Below are 18,682 nucleotides of genomic sequence, written 5' to 3' on the forward strand. Positions count from 1 at the left end.
GAAATATCGTAATTTTTACCCAATCTCACAAACATATCTTTTGCATAGTCAGATATGGTATCATCAATCACTTTTCTGCGATATTTTACAACCAGAACAAGATGATAATACAGCAGGAACACTGAATGGTTATTATTGTCTCATTTCATTGATACAACGGCCTTTCATTTTTCTAAAACTAATTATATCATAACACACAAAAAAAGAGACCACTTTAGGCTACGCCTAACCGAAATTCATCTCCCACTTTCACTTCGTTTAGAAGTGGGAGACTTCTTTCGGAAAGATGTTAAATTGTCTTGAGAGCTCTTGGCCGATAAGGAATACGGGCAATGACAGTGTGGGGCTCAGAATGAGAACGTTTGTCAACGGTTTAATAAAAAATTTTCTTTTCTCCCTTCTTTTTTCACCTGATTTTCTCTTTTTTTCTTTACAATGCGAATTGTAAGCAGCCATGCGAGAAAACTCAGCAAAAAAAGGAGGTGAGAAGTGATGAAACGGCCCAATCTATTTCTTATTCTTCTCGCAACAATCGCTGCTGTGAGTGGATTGTGTTTGCTCATAAATGCCGGGGTTTCTGGAAGAGTACAAGCGATCCCAATCATGGACATGCCCCATCGCCATGATTTATTTATGGGACGCCACTATGTTGATCACAGTCCACCCATGATCAGAATCTATGAAAACAGTTGGGCCATATGGATTCTCTTCCCTCTGTTGATGAAATGGACCATCATCATCAGCGGCTGGATGCTTTGGAGAACAGCCAAAAGCTCTAGCGGATGGAAATGGGGAGGCTTGGCCCTTATGGGAATCGGCATCACGGCGCTTCTGCCTAAAATATTGCTTGTTCCGTTTATCTTATTTGCGATTTATATGATGTATCACAAGCGACAAGTCCGTGAAGAATGGCCAACAGTTGCCCCTTCATCCGGACAAGCCATAGATTTTCTAGATGAATGGGAAAAAACGATACAGAAAAAGGAGGAATAGAGACGTGGGGATTTTCAAGCGCCTGAAGCGGATCGTCACGGCCGATTTGCACGATTGGATTGACAAATGTGAAGATCCTATTCGCATGACGAAGCAATATCTTCGTGAGTTAAATGAGCAGATTGACAACACCCTGCAAGCACTCGCCCAGCAATTCGCCATCCAGCAGCGCTATGAAATGCTCATTCATCGTACCGAAGAAATCGTGAAAAAAAGAGAACGCCAGGCCAAGCTCGCTATCGAAAAAGAAGAAGAGGCCATCGCAAAAATGGCCCTGCAAGAAAAAATATCCTATGAGAAAAAACTTGAGACATACAAACAGCAGTATAACACATTAATTGAAAAAACAACATACTTAAATGAACAGCTAAAGAAACTGAAAGAAAAGTATGAAGAGCTAAAAATCAAGCATTTTGATTTCATTGCACGAGCTCATGCCGCCAAAGCCATTACAGATGTCAACACGTCACTCGTTTCTTTCAATCCGGAACAGATCCCAAAAGGATTTGAACGTATCGAAGAACATGTTCGGTCCCTTGAAGCAAAAGCCAAAGCAAGCACATACGTATATGAAACACAAAAAACGTTGTCCCTGCCTTCCGTTTTTCATGAAGAAGTAGAACAAGAGCTAGCCAAATTAAAAGCAGCCAAATAAAAACGCGTACCCCCCTTTCATATAGATCACCCCCTTGCCAGCTGGCAAGGGGGATGTGTGTTTAGGAGATAATCGATTGATATCGATCTAAGAGGCTTTGGCCATACATCGTACATGCAAGTAAAAACGCGCCAAGTCCAATATACAAAACCAACCATAGCCACTTCGTTTTTGGATCTGACGCATAATACACTTTTTCTTTTCGCATAGCTTCCTCGCCATCACGGATGGCCTCTTCCAGCTCGTCTTTAGCCTTAAGCAACTTTTCCTCATCGATCATCCAAAAGCTCGTAGCATTTAATAGCAAATCAAGGTTTTCTTTGTAGATCAGCGCTTGATGCTTTCGCAATTTTTGCTGATCCTGTATAACCGGTACGTAACGCTTTCTATCGATTTCCATGCGGCTTTGCTCTTCTGCCCATTTTCGGCGCATCTCATATTGTTCCTGTTCGGTTGCTGACCGGTATGCTTTCAATTGCTCAAGAGCATGCTTGTCTGCTTTTTGTTCCACCTTCAGCATTTCATAACGAAAAGCCTGCCTCATCAGCTCCCAGCATTTCATCGCGCCAAAAAGCAAGATCAAAGCTAATATTCCGTTCGGGCGCCAAATCCAATAAAGCGCTCCTCCTATCAGTCCAAAGAACCAGATTTTTGGAGAGATCACCCCCACAATTCTTCCGCCGTCAAGAGGATGAATCGGAAGCAAATTAAATAAATTAATGATCGCTCCCAGCGCGATTACAAGTCCCCAAAAAGGATCCTCTGTCATCCAATACAGCGGAAAAGCCGGCAAAAACGCCAATGTCCCCCACAGCGGCCCGGCATATGCTAAATAAGCTTCATCATTCGCTGATTCTGGTTGTTTTTTCAGCGCCACCACCGCGCCAATGAAAGGGAGAAAAATCGCTTTAGACGTCGGTATGCCTTTTTTCCGCGCTGCCATGAGATGCCCCATTTCATGCACATAAATCAGATAGATCAACGCCACAGCAAACTTCCATCCATAGACAAGCGCATATAAACCAAAGGAAATAAATAAAGAAATGAGAGAGCTTAGCTTCAAAAATTTTGCAAGCGCCAACAGCCATTTTAGCTTTCCGGCCATAAACAACCCGACAGTCCCTATCGTCATCCACGCTTTTTTCATCCGTGTCAATCCGTTCAATCTTCCTTTCATTTGCGATGCATTTTAAATTCAAGGAACAGTTCATTGTAATAAGCGAGCATCCGTTTTCCCAAATTCTCGTACACTTCTAATCGGCCAATCGAATGGAAATCAGGATAAAACCGTTGATCCTTTACCACTTCTTTTGGCATATATTCCAGCGCTTTTTTGTTTGGCGTGGAATAGCCAACATATTCAGCATTCGCCGCCGCATGCTTCGGATCCAGCATAAAATTAATAAACTGATGCGCTCCTTCAATATTTTTTGCCGTTTTCGGAATCACCATATTATCAAACCATAGATTGGAGCCTTCCTTTGGCACAACATAGTCCAGCTTGTCATTTTCCGCAATAATTTCCGCCGCATCGCCAGACCACACGACCCCAATCGCCGCTTCTTCATTGGCCAGCAACATCTTTATTTCGTCACCGACAATCGCCTTCACATTGGGCGTCAAGGAATCAAGCTTTCTTTTGGCCTGCAATAAATGCGCTTGATTCGTATCATTTAATGAATAATGAAGACTGTTTAGCGCCATTCCCATCACTTCTCGGGCCCCGTCGACAAGCAAAATTTGATTCCGCAAATCCTTGTTCCATAAATCATTCCAGCTTGTCAGCTTTTTGCCGCCAAGCATTTCTGAATTATAGACGATTCCGACCGTGCCCCAAAAATATGGCACAGAATATTGATTGCCCGGATCAAATGATAGATTCAAAAAACGAGGATCGAGGTATTTCAAGTTCGGCAGCTTGGAATGATCAAGCGGAAGAAGCATTCCTTCCTCTTTCATTTTGCTGATCGCATACTCTGACGGTACCGCTACATCAAAGGTCGTTCCCCCTTGAGCGATTTTTGCCATCATAGCTTCGTTCGAATCAAAGGTTTGATAAATGACCTTCCATCCCGTTTCTTTTTCAAATTCCTTAATCAGCTTCGGGTCAATATAGTCACCCCAGTTATAAACAGTCAGCGTATGGTTTCCAGCATAGCCTTCTGATTCATTTAGGCGATAGGATATATAAAGTAAGGCGGCAGTAATCAGCAAAACAGCGGCAAACGATTGAACAAGCCTTCTCATCTGCGCCCTCCTTCCCCGTACAAACGGCCGCCTTTTTGGCTAATGACATAATATCCAACGATAAGAAGGATCGTAAATAAAAACAGAAGGGTCGACAACGCATTGATCGACAAGGAAATTCCTTGCCGCGCTCGTGAATAAATTTCCACCGACAACGTCGAAAAGCCGTTTCCGGTTACGAAAAACGTCACAGCAAAGTCATCAAGTGAATACGTAAGCGCCATAAAGAATCCGGCAAAAATGCCGGGTGTAATAAACGGCAAAATGACCCTTGTTAACACATGCCATTGATTCGCCCCTAAATCGTGCGCCGCATCCATTAAAGTCGGACTCATTTCCTGAAGCTTTGGCAGCACCATCAATACGACAATCGGAACACTGAAGGCAATATGTGATAAGAGAACAGAGATAAACCCCAGCTTGATTCCGGCAATCGTAAATAAAATTAAAAACGAGGCACCAATAATGACATCAGGACTTACGATGAGCACATTGTTAAACGTAAGCAGCAAATTTTTGGCTCTCCGTCTTTTTACATAATAAATCGAAAGCGCCCCCGCCACACCTAAAATCGTCGAGATCGTAGCCGATAACAAAGCGACCACAAGCGTATTGATGACAATAATTAAAAGGCGAGGATCGTGAAATACCTCCTTGTACCATTCGAAGGTAAATCGCTGAAAATGATGCATCGTGCCGCCGCTATTAAACGAATAATACATAAGATAAAAAATAGGCATATATAAAATGACAAATACGATCACTAAATAAATTTGTCCCCATGTTCGATTTCGCTTCATCTGCCTTCCTCACTTCCGGTTTCCTGTTAGCCCGATAATAACCGCCATCGCAATCATTAAAAACACGGCAATGGTCGCTCCCATTCCCCAATCCTGGGTCACGAGGAAATGCTCCTCAACCGCCGTCCCCAGAGTAATGACGCGATTGCCAGCGATTAAACGCGTAATCATGAACAGAGATAATGACGGGATAAACACCGCTTGGCAGCCCGCTTTTACACCATCCAGCGTCAATGGAAACACAACGCGGCGGAATGTCGTCCATGCGGAAGCCCCGAGATCGCGTGCGGCATCCACAAGCGACGGATTCAGCTCTTCAAGCGCATTGAAAATAGGAAGCACCATAAACGGAATAAAAATATAAACCGATACGAAAACAAAGCTAAAGTCTGTAAATAAAATTTGTTTTTTGCCGATTCCCAACATTTCTAAAATAGCATTAGCTAAGCCGAACGTCCCAAAAATACCTAAAAAAGCATACGCCTTCAGCAACAAATTGACCCACGTCGGCAAAATAATCAATAAAAGCCATAGCTGCTTATGTTTCGTTTTTGTTAAAAAATAAGCGGTTGGATAAGCAATCAGCAACGAAAACAACGTAATTAAAAACGCATACCAAAACGAATTCAGCGCCATTTTCAAGTAGATAGGAGTAAAAAATTTCTCGTAATTGGCAATGGTCCATTTTCCTTCAATATCGAAAAAGGAATAATACACAATAAGCAAAATGGGCGCCGCGACAAATAAAGCGATCCACAACACATACGGAATTAAATAAAGGTTACGCACATTATGTCTCATGGCGGCCATCATCCATCTCCCCCATGTGCATAACATGAATCGCCTCCGGTTCAAAATAAAGGCCGATCTCTTCTCCAACTTCCGCTTTTTTCGTAGAATGGACAAGCCACTCATTGCCGTTTTCATCATAGGCGCAAATTTCATAGTGCACGCCGCGGAACAACAGAGAATCTACCCGCACACGCAATTTGCCGCGCTCCGGTGCCGTCATTTCTAAATCCTCTGGGCGAATGACAATCTCGACGTGTTCATTTGGCAAAAATCCGCTGTCTACGCATTCAAACTGTTTTCCGGCAAATTCCACAAGAAAATCTTGAATCATGCGTCCCGGCAAAATGTTCGATTCGCCGATGAAATCCGCAACAAACCGATTGACCGGTTCATCATAAATATCTTTTGGCGTACCACTTTGCTGAATTTTTCCTTTGTTTAGCACAAAAATTTGATCCGACATCGCCAGCGCTTCTTCTTGATCATGTGTAACGAAGATAAAAGTAATGCCTAATCGGCGCTGCAGCTCCCTTAATTCATATTGCATTTCTGTCCGCAGCTTCAAATCAAGCGCTGATAGCGGTTCATCAAGCAGCAGCACCTCCGGCTCGTTCACAATCGCGCGCGCGATCGCCACCCGTTGCCGTTGTCCGCCCGACATTTCTTGAATTCTACGATTTTCATATCCTTCTAAATTGACAAACCGCAGCGCTTCCTTCACTTTTTTATCAATCTCGCCCTGCTTCATTTTTTTTATGCGCAGCCCGAATGCCACATTTTCAAACACATCCAAATGAGGAAATAAAGCATAATCTTGAAACACGGTATTCACTTGCCGCTTATTAGCCGGAACCTGGTTGATCGGCTGATCGTGAAAATAAATCGTTCCGCGCGACGGCTCAATAAAGCCCGCAATCAGCCGCAGAATCGTCGTCTTTCCGCATCCTGACGGCCCCAGCAGCGTATAAAACTTTCCTCTCTCAATTTCGAAGCTTACATCGTCAAGCACCGCAACCCCATCATACAGCTTTGTCACACGCTCAAAGCGGATGATTGCATCTTTCAACTTCCAGCCCTCCATTGTATGCAAAATCGGCGAACCAATCATTCGCTTTACTATCATTCCTATTAGAACATGTGAAAGTCGAAAGCGCAACGGGAAATTTTCTAAAAAACAGAAAAGATCCGCTCCTTTCCAGATTCGCATAAAGCAGGAGCGGAAAAACGGCAGACGATGACAAAATAAGGGCGGCGGAGCCATCCATACAATGAAGCCGCCTAGAACACCGAAGATCGGAAGAGGGTGACAGACTTGTCTCTGTCACGAAAGCACACAGCAAAGAATCGAACAGCAAGCGGTAAACCGATTACCACGAAATAACGACAGCTAAGCTTTAAGGAAATCAGAGATTCTTCTATTTTCCCCACACAATCAAAAAAGATCGTTCCTTCTATGTTATCCCTGTTAGGGTTTCAATCCCTCATAGTTAAGATAAAAACAAGGCTAGAAGGTATAAAGTCAAAGACCATCGAGCTGAGTTTCAATCCCTCATAGTTAAGATAAAAACCCTCGGTGTGTGAAAGAAAAAATGTGGAAAGAACTAATGTTTCAATCCCTCATAGTTAAGATAAAAACGGTACCACCTGATTGGGTTTTGCAAGGAGACATACTACCAGTTTCAATCCCTCATAGTTAAGATAAAAACTCGTGTTGCGATGGTTGTACCGTTGATTTTTTCGGGTTTCAATCCCTCATAGTTAAGATAAAAACATTCCACTATTAGCCTACAAGGCTCACCAACTTATAGGTTTCAATCCCTCATAGTTAAGATAAAAACCAATTCCTAAAATCACTTACATTCCCTCCTTTAGTTAGTTTCAATCCCTCATAGTTAAGATAAAAACAACGCGTGATTCTTTTCTACTTCGCGCCACGTACGAGTTTCAATCCCTCATAGTTAAGATAAAAACTTATCGCTCCAACATATGCTTTTATAGAGATTTCTGCGTTTCAATCCCTCATAGTTAAGATAAAAACACATTATACTTTTCAAACGTCTGGAGTAGCAAATAGTTTCAATCCCTCATAGTTAAGATAAAAACAGATACTAGACCGTAGGCAAGCAAAGAAACAATGGGGTTTCAATCCCTCATAGTTAAGATAAAAACGTCATCGCCTGGCAAAAAAGAAGATCCCAAAATCGCGTTTCAATCCCTCATAGTTAAGATAAAAACGTTTGCGGAACATAGATCACTTTTTCTTTTGTGACAGTTTCAATCCCTCATAGTTAAGATAAAAACCCGCTACACCCGGAAACGGTCTAAATGGGATCATTCGATGTTTCAATCCCTCATAGTTAAGATAAAAACCCTAAAAAATATTGTTAAATCAACATTTGGAAAATCAATACAACGTTATTATAAACTTATCTAAAGATTCTATCAATATTTTATTTCTCTTATCACGATAGGAATTTTTGCAAATAGAAAATTGTCGTCGATCCCCCGGGATTCGTACGCTACTAGAGGTCGACGACAAAGAAATACAACTACTCTATGATCTCAAACATTCCAAATCCCTGCGAGTTTTTGGAACCGACCCCAACATCATACATAAATTTCAAATAAGCAAGCGGGGCCTGAATTTCATAAGTTCCATTCCATGCATTGATACGGAAATCTTTAAACGCTGTAATCACTTTATCTTTTTCTGTTACTTTGATCGGCTTAATCTTGACTCTCTCCGTTGGCTGCACTTGAAAATAGGCTTGAAACTTATTGCAAAAATTTTTCTCTATCATATCTGAAAAAACAAGATCAAGCGGCGAAAAAAAATGGGTTCGCTTATCGCCATATCGGTTTTCATAAGTACTGTAGACCGTAAGCGGCGATAGCATTCGAATTCGATAGGCGTGCTTTTCAGTGATATCTAGCGCTTTCACTATCGTTTCCTCAATATGAATCGGCTGTCCATTAAGGTTAAAGTGTTCCTTCAATACATAGTTTCTTCCCAAATCGACAATAAGAGACTCCACCACAGATGAAACATGCCATGTCACTTGGTCAAAAAACTCGATTTTTTTCTCATGCCGATGTATACGGTATGTTCCATAAAGCCGGCTAAAGGTAAATAGTTTAAACCTCCGCTTTTCTTTTGTATATCCAACATTGTGCAAAAAATCCGCAAGGTCAAAATCTTGAATGGAACGGTATAAAAATCCTTGCAACACTTCTTCATAGTTGATCGGTAATATAAGGGTTCCATCTTTTGGTCTAAATCGAATCGTAAGCCTCATCTGTTCCTCCTATAAAATGTTGTCTTCTCCGCCTTTTCGTAACCCCATCTCTTCGCGTTTCGAATATTTTTGCGTGCGAAACGTATAAAACACAATAGAATCTGTATCGGGATCCATGATATTCGCCAGTTCCATTTTTAGCTTGACATAATTGGCTTCGGAAATTTCCCCTTCTAACACCGAGTTTTGCACCCAATATAAATACTTCCTTGCAATCTTTAACGCTTTGGCGACACGCTTTTTATCAAAATCATAGACGAGTATCACAAACATAGCAACACCTACCATAACGAGCGATACGGCTCATATTCTTTTTCGCCGAGAAGATGCTTTTGAATCTTATAAAGCTCAAGACGAATGAGACGACGGTATGAGACAGACTTACCTAGATGCCTGTGATTGACCGTTGTTTTCATGCGCTTGTCCAATTCTTCAATAAATTTTCTCCGCCCCTCTTCTGACAGCAAAATCCCTTCCATATGTTTATCAAACTCTTTTTTCGTAATCATCTTTTTATTAATAAGTGTAAAAATGAGACGATCGACCATAATCGGTTTAAATATTTCCGCAATATCCAAGTTTAACGAAAAACGCCGAAAATTCGTCGCGTGCAAAAAACCGATACGCGGATCTAAATAAGTTTTGTAGATTTCACTTAACACCATCGTATAGCAAAACTGATTCCCAAAGCTAATCATGGCATTTAACCGATTGAGCGGCGGCCTTTTTGAACGCTTTTCAAATAAAAAATCCGGATGATGGTTTAAAATATCATCAAACATACGATAATATTTCTCACGCACATGCCCTTCTGTTGACATCATTTCCTCGACGCTTGTCCATTGCTCCAATTTCGCCCGGCTTGACTGGAAATCGAAAATCATCTCCTTAAATTTTTCTTGATTGGTTTTTACACGATTTTGATAATATTTCAACACTTGGATCATTTGTCCGATCGAACCGTCGATAAATTTCCGCGCTAAGGCGAGACGTTTTTCCGGATCTAAATACGCTTCGGCCTGTTTTAAAATAACGTGTCCGGCATTTAAATGTTCACGTGGGTAAAACGTTCCCGTATAATAACCGTGATAATTAAAATAGTGAATACAAATACGTTTTTGCGCCATGAGCTCCAAAAACTTCTTGGTGACATTCACTTCGCCAAAAATATAGATGTCATTAATATCTTCAACAGGCAAGACCCGCTTGCGCTCAGCTGTTTCAAAACAAATACTATTGTCTTGCCGGAACAACTCGCCGCTTTGAAAAATATAAAGTGTTTTTTTCATCATGATTCCTCCGCAAAACAATATTCACGATAGGCGCAGCTTCGGCAAAATTGAATTTTTTTTGGTTCTGGCGGAATAGGTAACCGGGCAATGCGGCGAATATCAGCGACCGCTTCTTCCAATACTTTTTTTCCTTCTTCTGTCCATTCCACTTTCGTTACTTTCTTTTCTTTTGGAAACAATAACTCCCCTTTTGCCTCAATCCCCATTTTCTTCAATGTATCCAGATAGTACAAGAGTTGATAGTAGGCACTTTTTTCATAGGTGGATGATTTTTTCACTTCTCCAACAACCAAAGTGTCCCCCTCGCGACGAATACGGTCCACTTTAATATTACCAATTAGCATTTCTTTTTTCTGACGCTGATACGTTGTTTCCGAGATGAAGCGGCCAATTTCGAGGTTATCGTCCTCTTGATCGGCCGCAATTTGGTGGGCAATCAGCCAAACCTCGCGTTTACAAATAAAGTAGTACCAAATATGCGTGCCATTTACATCCATTACATAATCCATGCATCCACCATCTCACTCGAGCGAATCAGTCCATATTCGCTGTTATAATATTGGTTTAATAGATCATTAGACAAATGAAGCATTCGTGTTTTTTCATATAAATCGCGGTCTAAATTTTTCACAAGCTGAATCGGTGCCGAAATTACGTACTGAAGGATATCCCTTTTTAAACGCAAATAATTTTCAAATCTCGTTTCTAAATTGCTTTCTTCGATAACGGTCGTTATATATTCTTGCCAGATTGCTATAGCGCGGTCATCCACTTCGACAAACACATCTACTGCTTGATATGCGTTTTCAATCAGTTGAAATTCTGATACATATTCCGGCTTTTGCTTGATTCCCGGCTTATCTTTGGCATCAAACTTTAACTCTTCCATCGCTTTTATAATCCCATCGGAGGCTGTGAACGATTTAGCGTTTTTTACATTGGAAAAATATTGATGGATAGCATCAAAAAATTGGTGTTCCAACATCGATTCCTCTGGAAGCAGTTCTTTAGCGATATTTGTATGGATCGCACCGTATACATATTTGGATTCCAACGCCCCATTTCGTTCCATCGGCGTAATGTACACTTTCCCTAAACAATCCTTTTGCCCGTTGCGGTTGCAGCGTCCCGCCGCCTGTACAATGGAGTCAGTCGGTCCCAAGTCGCGGTACACCACATCAAAGTCGACATCTACTCCTGCTTCCACAACCTGTGTAGAAATGACGGCTACCTTTTGCTTCTCTTTAAGAAGGTCTTTGATCGCTTCAATACGCTGTTTACGTTCGCAAGGAACAATGTTGGTAGAAAGGTAGAAAACATGATAACCGTGCTGCTTCAGCCATTTTTTGAGTCGTTCGTACACATCAATAGACGTTTTAATTGTATTAAAAATTGCTAAATACGTTTTTCCATCCTCAAAGTGAAGTTGAAATTGTTCCATCCACTCATCTACATTGTATGTCCCTTTGCTTCCCTTGAGCCACTGAAGATGGACACGCTCCATTTCTTGAAAAAAGTGAATCGGCTGAACGGACTCTGATTCTAAAAGCTCTATCGTTTCACCTTGTGGAAAAATGAGCGGCTGTGTAGCTGTTAATAATAAAATTTTGCAAGAAAACAATTCAGCCATATTCGACAGCACAACGCGCAACAACGGCCAATACTCAACTGGCACGTTTTGAATTTCATCGAGAATTAAAATGCTTCCTGCAATTTGATGAAACTTCTTCAGCGCCCGATTTTCATAGCCGATAAGAGTTTGAAACAGTTGAACAAACGTCGTAATAATAAACTCGGCTTCCCAGCTTTCTGTCAGCAACAAGGCTTGTCTAAGCGGCAACTCTTGATGGTCTGTGCGGTATTGAAACGTGGATAAATGATGATGTTTAACCAAATAACGTTGCTCATTTCCTTTGAAATCTTGTAATTGGGCAAGAAGATCGTAAATCACTTTCTCATTTTGATCAATGACGCTCGTAAACGGCAGGGCATAAATAATTTTGGGCGTATATCCCTCATATTTCTGCGCGTGTTCCCGCCATTTTAAAGCAACAGAAATAGATAAAAGCGTTTTTCCCGCCCCCGTTGGCGCTGTCAATGTAAATAGCCTTTGTGCAGCATTAGTGCGGGCAATTTGTTCGATTCGTTCCATGACCGTCCCATACATTCGGTTGCGCCAACCGTTTGTTCCTTCAAGTATTTCCACATCAAAATTCGCTTGGCGATATTGATCGACTAGATGGCCCGGAATATGGACGCACGAGTTTCGCTTAATATTAGCTGCAGACCATTTATCAGCGTCGATTAATACAGAGTATAACAACAACGCATAATAATATAATTTTGCCGTAAGCGCTCCTCTTTTCCGTCGCGTAAGCAAATAAAATTGGCGATACGTTTCATCAAAAGCGTTCTCATAATGTTGTATAAAATTTGCAAGTTCTTCAGATAAGGAAAGCGGGATCTGCAACTCCTCCCATAGTGGCGATAAATCCCCAATAATGGACGAGGCATGCTTTTTTATATCTTCCAATTGAATTTTTAACGTCCGCACCCGATCATACAGCGAGCGCTGTACGTCATCTTCATAAATGTCATTTGAATCTGTTACATCTAGTGCTATATCGCGCAAATTCCCATGGTGGTGCATGACGGCAAAATATCCTAGCAGCGGAGCAAATTCTGACCATGAAGCAGGCAAGCTTTTGGAGCGGCATAGCAAGTGTGCAGCAAACACCGCAGAAATAAACGAGTGATGATGTAAATCTCCTTCCGTCTCTTTCGTTCGCAAATACGTTTGAAAGTAAGATAAGTATTTTCCGAAATCGTGTGTGACGGCTACGATCTTGCCTATGTATTGCACCGTTTCGTAGTCTTCTCTCGATAAAGGTACATACTCAAGCAGAGTTTTTAAATATTCATATACTTCCCGCAAATGAACTACTAATCTTTTATCTGGTTTTGTATGCGACAAATACATGCTTCCACCCCCTAAAAAATAGCGCGGCGGTCTGACATGCGCGCTACATGAACAACACATGTTCCCTTTCGTTGCCGTACGTGACAGTAACGTATGGCACGTTAGGAACAGCGACCAACCGCCGCGACAATTCTAGCAAATAGTAGTCCGTCTCGAGAATGGCTCGTTCTTTCGTAAAATGGCGGGTCATAAATTCTTTCACAAACCTCGTGTCAGTTGACAGCTGAAGCGAGCGCTCGCGCAAATCCGAGATGCGCGCGACCGAATGGATCGGGATTAAACCGTCTGACTCATTTTGTACCCCTTCCGCCTCCGCGATCCACTCTAGTTGTCCAAGCAATTCCGACAGACCGAGATACGGCGGGTAAATATATCGGTTTGACTGAACCCGTTTCTTTACATCTTCATAAATCACCGGGTCTTTATGAGAAAAATAAACGCGGTAACGCAATGCCATCTCTTCTTTTCTCGGAAGCACAAACTCAAGAGGGATTTGCGTATGTCCTGCACTATTGTTAAGATGACCCTTTGATGTCACCAACATATAATTGACTGTTTGTATCATTTTTCGAACCGGGGTGCGGACGGAAAGCCCCACTTGGCATTGATCGAATGAAAATGGCTCGTAATAACCGTCTCTCTCGATTCCTAAGATTCCTGCAATTAATCCCACAATCGTTGTTCGCGGCGGAAAGAAATATGATAGAGAAGATGAGTTCGTATCCATCTTTCGAAAATGCCCCATCTTCCCGATCAAATCAAAAATGAGTATATTCATACATGTCACCCTTTTTACAGCACTGAAACTAGCTTGCCTGCTACGTCGTTAGGCAGAAGATCCGCCAATTGACCTTTCTGTCCTTCGTAGCTTAACAATAAATTCGAATCTTGCCAGTAATAAACATGGGCAATTTCATCATTGATTTCTAACAATCTATTCACTAGTGCATCGATCCGAAGTTCGACTTCAGAGATGCTGCGCAGCCCCTCTGTTTCTGTTAAACTGATTAAATCGCGCAAATCTCCCGCTACAAATTCTGGAGAAGTGTATTCCACGCGCATATATAGACGCGGATATTGACCAACTTTACTGCGGGTGGCACTCAACGGAATCGCCTTCACCATCGCCTGATCCAACAGGCGAACATCGTCTTCCGCAAGCCGTGTATGCGTGGCGCGATGGCCGCTAACAATGCCATGAAAGGCTAAAAATGAGTAGTATACACGGTAATCTTTTCCGATATTGCCGCCATCATTTTTGTTATCCGAACCAAAATGCGAAGTAATGCTCGTCGATTCAACAAGCGTCACTTTGTTTAATGAGTAGCCCCAATTGAATTGAATCGGACCAATAAATGTCATGGAACTTCCTTTATCCTCAGATTTCAACGGCATCGTCGCTCCAAACAGCCGAACATCAATGAGTTGATCCAACATCCAATCTTGCTGCTCTTTCGATAATTTATTAACATTTACCTTTCCTTCAAATTTGTCAAATAAATGCTTGATTCGTTCAGTCGCGTTGACCGTCTCTCCATCTACTTTTCCTACAAAAATTTCTTTGCCGATTTGTTCAAAGTAATCACGGAGATAGCGTTTTAAACGAACATCGCTTACTAAGTTCACTGAGCGCTCATAATCCATGCGCGGACGGTTCTCTTCGTCGATGTCACCGTTCGGATTGGTCAGCTTGGCATCATAAAGAAATAACATATCGCTATTATTCATCACTTGCTTTCCTCCTTATCATTCTTTTCTTTTTTGGCGTTCTCCAAAATCCGTTTCGTTCCATAAGCATAACCTGACAATAAATAAAAAACGCTTTCACGATCTGATAAACTCCATTTTTCCTGCATGGCCGCATCTAACAAATGTTTATGCTCCGCGTAAATAAGCTCATTATGCGCAGAAGCAATTTTCAACTGCCGAAGTTTGTCGGGGATTTCGTTAGAAAGAAACATAATTCTTTGTTTGCTCATGCCGTGATAGTTGATTTTGGACAAAATCGGCTTATTCGCCGTTCTTCCCGTCCGAGCTTGTCCAAGCGCTTCTGCCCGGGCGCTCGCTTTTTTGACTTGCTCAGCTCCGATTCGAGCAATTAAATAGCCAAGCAAAAACAATGCGCTTTGTGCAGCAGTGTAGTTCATCGTTCCCATATAATCGGCTATTTCCGCATCCGGCAATGCATAGGAGATGCCATCCGCCATTTCCTTCGCCTCCTTTATCAGTTCAAGCTTGTATAACAGTTTTAGGAGTAGCTGTGCTTGTATCATTGCATCTACTAGCTGAACATCGTTATATTCCTTTTTACCGTTGAATTGATAAACGTCATAGTGTGCATATGCGTAAATTTTTGCCAATTGCACAAATTGCGTAATGAGCCAATGGTATGATAAAGGCTTTTTTGTAAGCAATGATTCATACACATGCAAAATTTTGCGCTTCTCTAAGTTGTCTCCCTTTTTCACACGCATCGGAATAAGATAGTAAATCGCATCCAAGCCAAGGTTAAATTTTGTCTGACTAAAAAATCGGCGCCCTAGTCCTTCCACCTGTCTCATCTCTCTGCTTAACTGTCGCAAATACGTTAACGGAACATCTGACACAAGTTTGTTAATCTTTAAAGAAGCTTGCGCTTTCGTGTAAAAAAGAAAATGCAAAGCAATGTAGTTATCCATCTGCTCTTCAAAACGCCTGTAATTCTCAATATATTTATGCAACTCTTTAGCGGTTTCCGCTGTTTTAATGGTTCGGACAAACTGCTGAATATACTCGCTAATTGTCTCCAGCGGCGCATTCTTAAATGGGATATCGTATAAAAAGTCTGGAATGATATAACAAGGCAAACCGCTAAATCGGGTATTAAAGTTGCGAAGAATATATGCTTCTCCGGCCATAATCGCTTGGTAAGCGTCACGGCTAATGGATAAGTTTTTTACAAACGATTTTTTGTCAAAACCGCTTGCAAAACTAATTTTCTGGTTTATGTAATAGTTAAACTTTAATTTCGTAGTCTCGCCCGTGACAGCCTCTGTTTGGTTAGTCAGCGCACACACACCTGTTTTTGCGTCTTCAAACACGCTAAGTTTATCGGCAAGGACTAACCGTTCATATTCTGGCTGTTTGACTACTAACTGTCCATCAAGCGATAGAGAATATAATAAAACATCTTTAGAATTTACATTTAATTTTGCTTCAACAAATTGTTGAAACTGCTTTGCTACCGCGCTAAGCGCCTTTTTCCCGTCTCTTTCGGTCAACGTGCCACCAATGTAGTCAGGATTGAATACATAGCGATAGCGCTCGCCTGAATTTTGTGTCTCGCCCAAATCAACAAAAAACCGCTGATGTGCTTCTGTTAAAAAAACATAATAAGGGTCTTCACGATCCCATCGTTCAAGCAAGTTAGGAATGGTTTGCCCTAACAAATATTCAACATTTCTCACCGTGCCGTACCATTGTGGACTCGCTGCCCCATCTGCTGTGCCAATCCATAAAAAATCAAGCGAAGTAGATGAGTCCACCTCTTTAAGTATCAAGTGAATCTTTTGATCAGCAATCGCCAAATCAACAATGACCACATATTTAACAGCGGCAGCTGAATGCTCAACCGGCAGCGTGATGGCTTGAACAATCGATGAATTTCCTTCCATCAAATATTTGTGACCAAGGGAGTAGATCGTTTTAATCATTATCCCACCTCCTTTAGGATTGAATTACTACAACTAAGGAGATTTTACCATAAAAACCCTCTAATTCAAGATCTAACGCAAAAATTTCACATTTTATTCTAACTTTTCTGAATTCAACTAGTACCCTCGGAAAAAATCATGAATTTGCGCTGTATCTACCTGTATATGGACTTTTCTGATCTTATTCTTCTTATGCTCCATGCATGTTTTACTGGATACAAAAAGTATATGGATACGCATCTTTTGTCCTCCTTCAAAATTTTTTACAATTACATTTTTAATTAAATTTACCTCGAATTTTCTTAAATATTCATTTGTCTTCATTCCTAAGTAGGTAAGATAACAATGACATTATTAATGTTTTAATTCTTATTTAAGGTAAGATAGCCATATAGAGCGAATAAAAATAATACTGCACACTATCCATCATAGTTGCCAATACAGACATTTTATATTCTATTTTCATTGCTTTTTACCTCGTTCCTCAATTAAGGGGAAATTTATTTATGTCAATTTTCAGTTTATTTTATTGTAAAAAATATGCACATGCCAATACAAACGATTGCATTAACCTGTGCACAATAACAGATGGAGAATCATTCTTACAAATTCATTATACAACGAATTTGTAACATTTTTTAAAAACCAAAAATATTTCCTTATATTTTCTTTTTATTGTAAAACGTACCGCAAAGATTGACATTAATGAAGTTTCTAAGTGGGAACGTGTATATATACACTTCATGAAAAACAATTTACAGGACAGTTCAAAGATATTTATAACAAAAACATAATGCACTCGCATTCAGTATCTAAAAAACTAAGGAGACACTCCTACTCAATCTATCCTCATGCTCGAACAAAAACTCTCCTAGTCACGATTCAGATATTCCAATGCTTTTTGATTCCTCATAGTTAAGATAAAAAACAGTTAACCATTGATATATCAAAAATTAGTTACTACGACACCATCATTATACATAGCTTAAAAAATTGATACAATCTTCAAAAGGGATTATGTCTGATAGGAAGTGCGAAAAAAATAAGGGGTCGTCAATCTCCCAGGATTTTAGCACGATTGGGGGATCGACGACCATTGAATACCTCAATCATTTGATATGCAATCATGAAATGTCCGCTTGTTCTTGAACTATTAGGATAATAACCATTGACAAGTTGGATGGCATGGAGTGCTACTTATTAATTCATTCGCTGTATAGGCTAAAGCTAGCATTTTCGCCTAACACCTATCCCCCTCTACACATAATGTCTAGGTAATTTTCTACTTTAAAGAGAGGGGAAGGCAAGGGATCTCGATTTTTCTATACAAATTGAACGTGTTGCAAAACGCATAACGGGTGCATAAAAGGACGCAAAAAATCCACCGTCTTGGAAATCATATACAGTGACCAAAAACACATTTCCAAGGGGTGGACACTATCATGATTTCCAATTTTGTTATCGAACATGCACTGAATAGCGAAATGGATCCTCTTTTACAGGCTTTATTTCAATACATCGACCAACTTTCTTTACCAGAAACACCTTATATAACCGGGCGACCACCGATTTCGAAAAAATCATTGTTAAAATGTTTCTTTTTAAAAACCTATTTTTCCATTGATTCTTTACGTCAGTTAGTGGAAACACTCGATCGATTTGGCTACTTCCGGCGTATTTGTGGACTCAAAGAGGTTCCACATCTTTCTACGTTTTCACGTGCAGGTAAGTGGTTTCGAGAACAAGGATTTTCCACATTTAATGCTCGACTTCTAAAAGATTTAGGTGTTCGGTATCCCAAAATTGTCATCATCGACAGTACGGCACTCCGAAGCAGTTTTTATGATTCTCAAGCGAGATGGGGGATTTCGACTCGGTATAACTGGTTCAAAGGATATAAGTTGCACCTTTGTACAACCACAGAAGGAATCGTCC

General features: G+C 40.8%; 17 protein-coding genes and 1 CRISPR repeat array. Of the genes, 3 read left to right on the top strand and 14 right to left on the bottom strand.

From position 1 onward, the window contains the following. A partial coding sequence (locus tag B6A27_RS16635) for a transposase (RefSeq protein WP_236631865.1) occupies window positions 1–122 on the bottom strand: 122 nt, incomplete at its 3' end. A gap of 370 nt (window positions 123–492) precedes the next feature. Between B6A27_RS16635 and B6A27_RS16640 the strand changes: the two genes are divergently transcribed. Next, the gene (locus tag B6A27_RS16640) at window positions 493–993 is read left to right on the top strand and encodes a hypothetical protein (RefSeq protein ID WP_080862695.1); all 501 of its coding nucleotides are present in this window, start codon (window positions 493–495) and stop codon (window positions 991–993) included. A 4-nt stretch (window positions 994–997) separates the two neighbouring features. Next, window positions 998–1,648, top strand: a complete 651-nt coding sequence (locus B6A27_RS16645) for a PspA/IM30 family protein (RefSeq protein ID WP_080862696.1) — start codon at window positions 998–1,000, stop codon at window positions 1,646–1,648. Window positions 1,649–1,709: 61 nt separating this feature from the next. Here B6A27_RS16645 and B6A27_RS16650 read toward each other — a convergent pair whose 3' ends face one another. From B6A27_RS16650 to B6A27_RS16710, 13 genes are all read right to left on the bottom strand, one after another. Continuing rightward, window positions 1,710–2,795, bottom strand: a complete 1,086-nt coding sequence (locus B6A27_RS16650) for a site-2 protease family protein (RefSeq protein WP_236631866.1) — start codon at window positions 2,793–2,795, stop codon at window positions 1,710–1,712. A gap of 26 nt (window positions 2,796–2,821) precedes the next feature. After that, a complete protein-coding gene (locus B6A27_RS16655; RefSeq protein ID WP_080862698.1) occupies window positions 2,822–3,895 on the bottom strand; it encodes an ABC transporter substrate-binding protein in 1,074 nt (357 codons plus the stop codon). Then, entirely contained in the window at window positions 3,892–4,695 is an 804-nt protein-coding gene (locus tag B6A27_RS16660) for an ABC transporter permease (RefSeq protein ID WP_080862699.1), read from the bottom strand. Before B6A27_RS16660 ends, B6A27_RS16655 begins: the two co-directional genes overlap by 4 nt. A gap of 9 nt (window positions 4,696–4,704) precedes the next feature. Then, window positions 4,705–5,496: an ABC transporter permease gene (locus B6A27_RS16665; protein WP_080862704.1), complete on the bottom strand. Its 792-nt coding sequence runs from the start codon at window positions 5,494–5,496 to the stop codon at window positions 4,705–4,707. Beyond that, on the bottom strand, window positions 5,486–6,553 hold the full coding sequence (locus B6A27_RS16670; protein ID WP_369824201.1) for an ABC transporter ATP-binding protein: 1,068 nt from the start codon (window positions 6,551–6,553) through the stop codon (window positions 5,486–5,488). The genes B6A27_RS16665 and B6A27_RS16670 overlap by 11 nt, the downstream gene beginning before the upstream one ends. 404 nt (window positions 6,554–6,957) lie before the next feature. After that, window positions 6,958–7,857: a CRISPR direct-repeat array (repeat unit 30 nt; unit sequence GTTTCAATCCCTCATAGTTAAGATAAAAAC). Window positions 7,858–8,036: 179 nt separating this feature from the next. Continuing rightward, window positions 8,037–8,783 carry a CRISPR-associated endoribonuclease Cas6 gene (cas6, locus tag B6A27_RS16675; RefSeq protein ID WP_080862700.1) on the bottom strand — a complete coding sequence of 249 codons (747 nt, stop codon included), beginning with the start codon at window positions 8,781–8,783 and terminating at the stop codon, window positions 8,037–8,039. A 9-nt stretch (window positions 8,784–8,792) separates the two neighbouring features. Continuing rightward, window positions 8,793–9,056, bottom strand: a complete 264-nt coding sequence (gene cas2, locus B6A27_RS16680; protein WP_044741373.1) for a CRISPR-associated endonuclease Cas2 — start codon at window positions 9,054–9,056, stop codon at window positions 8,793–8,795. An 8-nt stretch (window positions 9,057–9,064) separates the two neighbouring features. Continuing rightward, complete coding sequence (cas1b, locus tag B6A27_RS16685; protein ID WP_080862701.1) at window positions 9,065–10,072, bottom strand: type I-B CRISPR-associated endonuclease Cas1b; 1,008 nt, start codon at window positions 10,070–10,072, stop codon at window positions 9,065–9,067. After that, complete coding sequence (cas4, locus tag B6A27_RS16690; protein ID WP_236631864.1) at window positions 10,072–10,584, bottom strand: CRISPR-associated protein Cas4; 513 nt, start codon at window positions 10,582–10,584, stop codon at window positions 10,072–10,074. The genes cas1b and cas4 overlap by 1 nt, the downstream gene beginning before the upstream one ends. Beyond that, a complete protein-coding gene (locus B6A27_RS16695; protein ID WP_080862702.1) occupies window positions 10,572–13,055 on the bottom strand; it encodes a CRISPR-associated helicase/endonuclease Cas3 in 2,484 nt (827 codons plus the stop codon). The genes cas4 and B6A27_RS16695 overlap by 13 nt, the downstream gene beginning before the upstream one ends. 43 nt (window positions 13,056–13,098) lie before the next feature. After that, entirely contained in the window at window positions 13,099–13,833 is a 735-nt protein-coding gene (gene cas5b / locus B6A27_RS16700) for a type I-B CRISPR-associated protein Cas5b (RefSeq protein WP_066148453.1), read from the bottom strand. Window positions 13,834–13,847: 14 nt separating this feature from the next. Next, window positions 13,848–14,783 (bottom strand): type I-B CRISPR-associated protein Cas7/Csh2, encoded by a 936-nt coding sequence (gene cas7b, locus B6A27_RS16705; protein WP_066148451.1) that lies wholly within the window; start codon window positions 14,781–14,783, stop codon window positions 13,848–13,850. After that, window positions 14,783–16,747 carry a TIGR02556 family CRISPR-associated protein gene (locus B6A27_RS16710; protein ID WP_066148449.1) on the bottom strand — a complete coding sequence of 655 codons (1,965 nt, stop codon included), beginning with the start codon at window positions 16,745–16,747 and terminating at the stop codon, window positions 14,783–14,785. The genes cas7b and B6A27_RS16710 overlap by 1 nt, the downstream gene beginning before the upstream one ends. Window positions 16,748–18,189: 1,442 nt before the next feature. Here B6A27_RS16710 and B6A27_RS16715 point away from each other — a divergent pair. Then, window positions 18,190–18,682: transposase (locus B6A27_RS16715; RefSeq protein WP_139788156.1), on the top strand; the 493-nt coding region annotated here is incomplete at its 3' end.

Origin of the sequence: Anoxybacillus sp. UARK-01 (genome assembly GCF_002075365.1) — a bacterium.
Taxonomy (GTDB): Bacteria; Bacillota; Bacilli; order Bacillales; family Anoxybacillaceae; genus Anoxybacteroides; species Anoxybacteroides rupiense.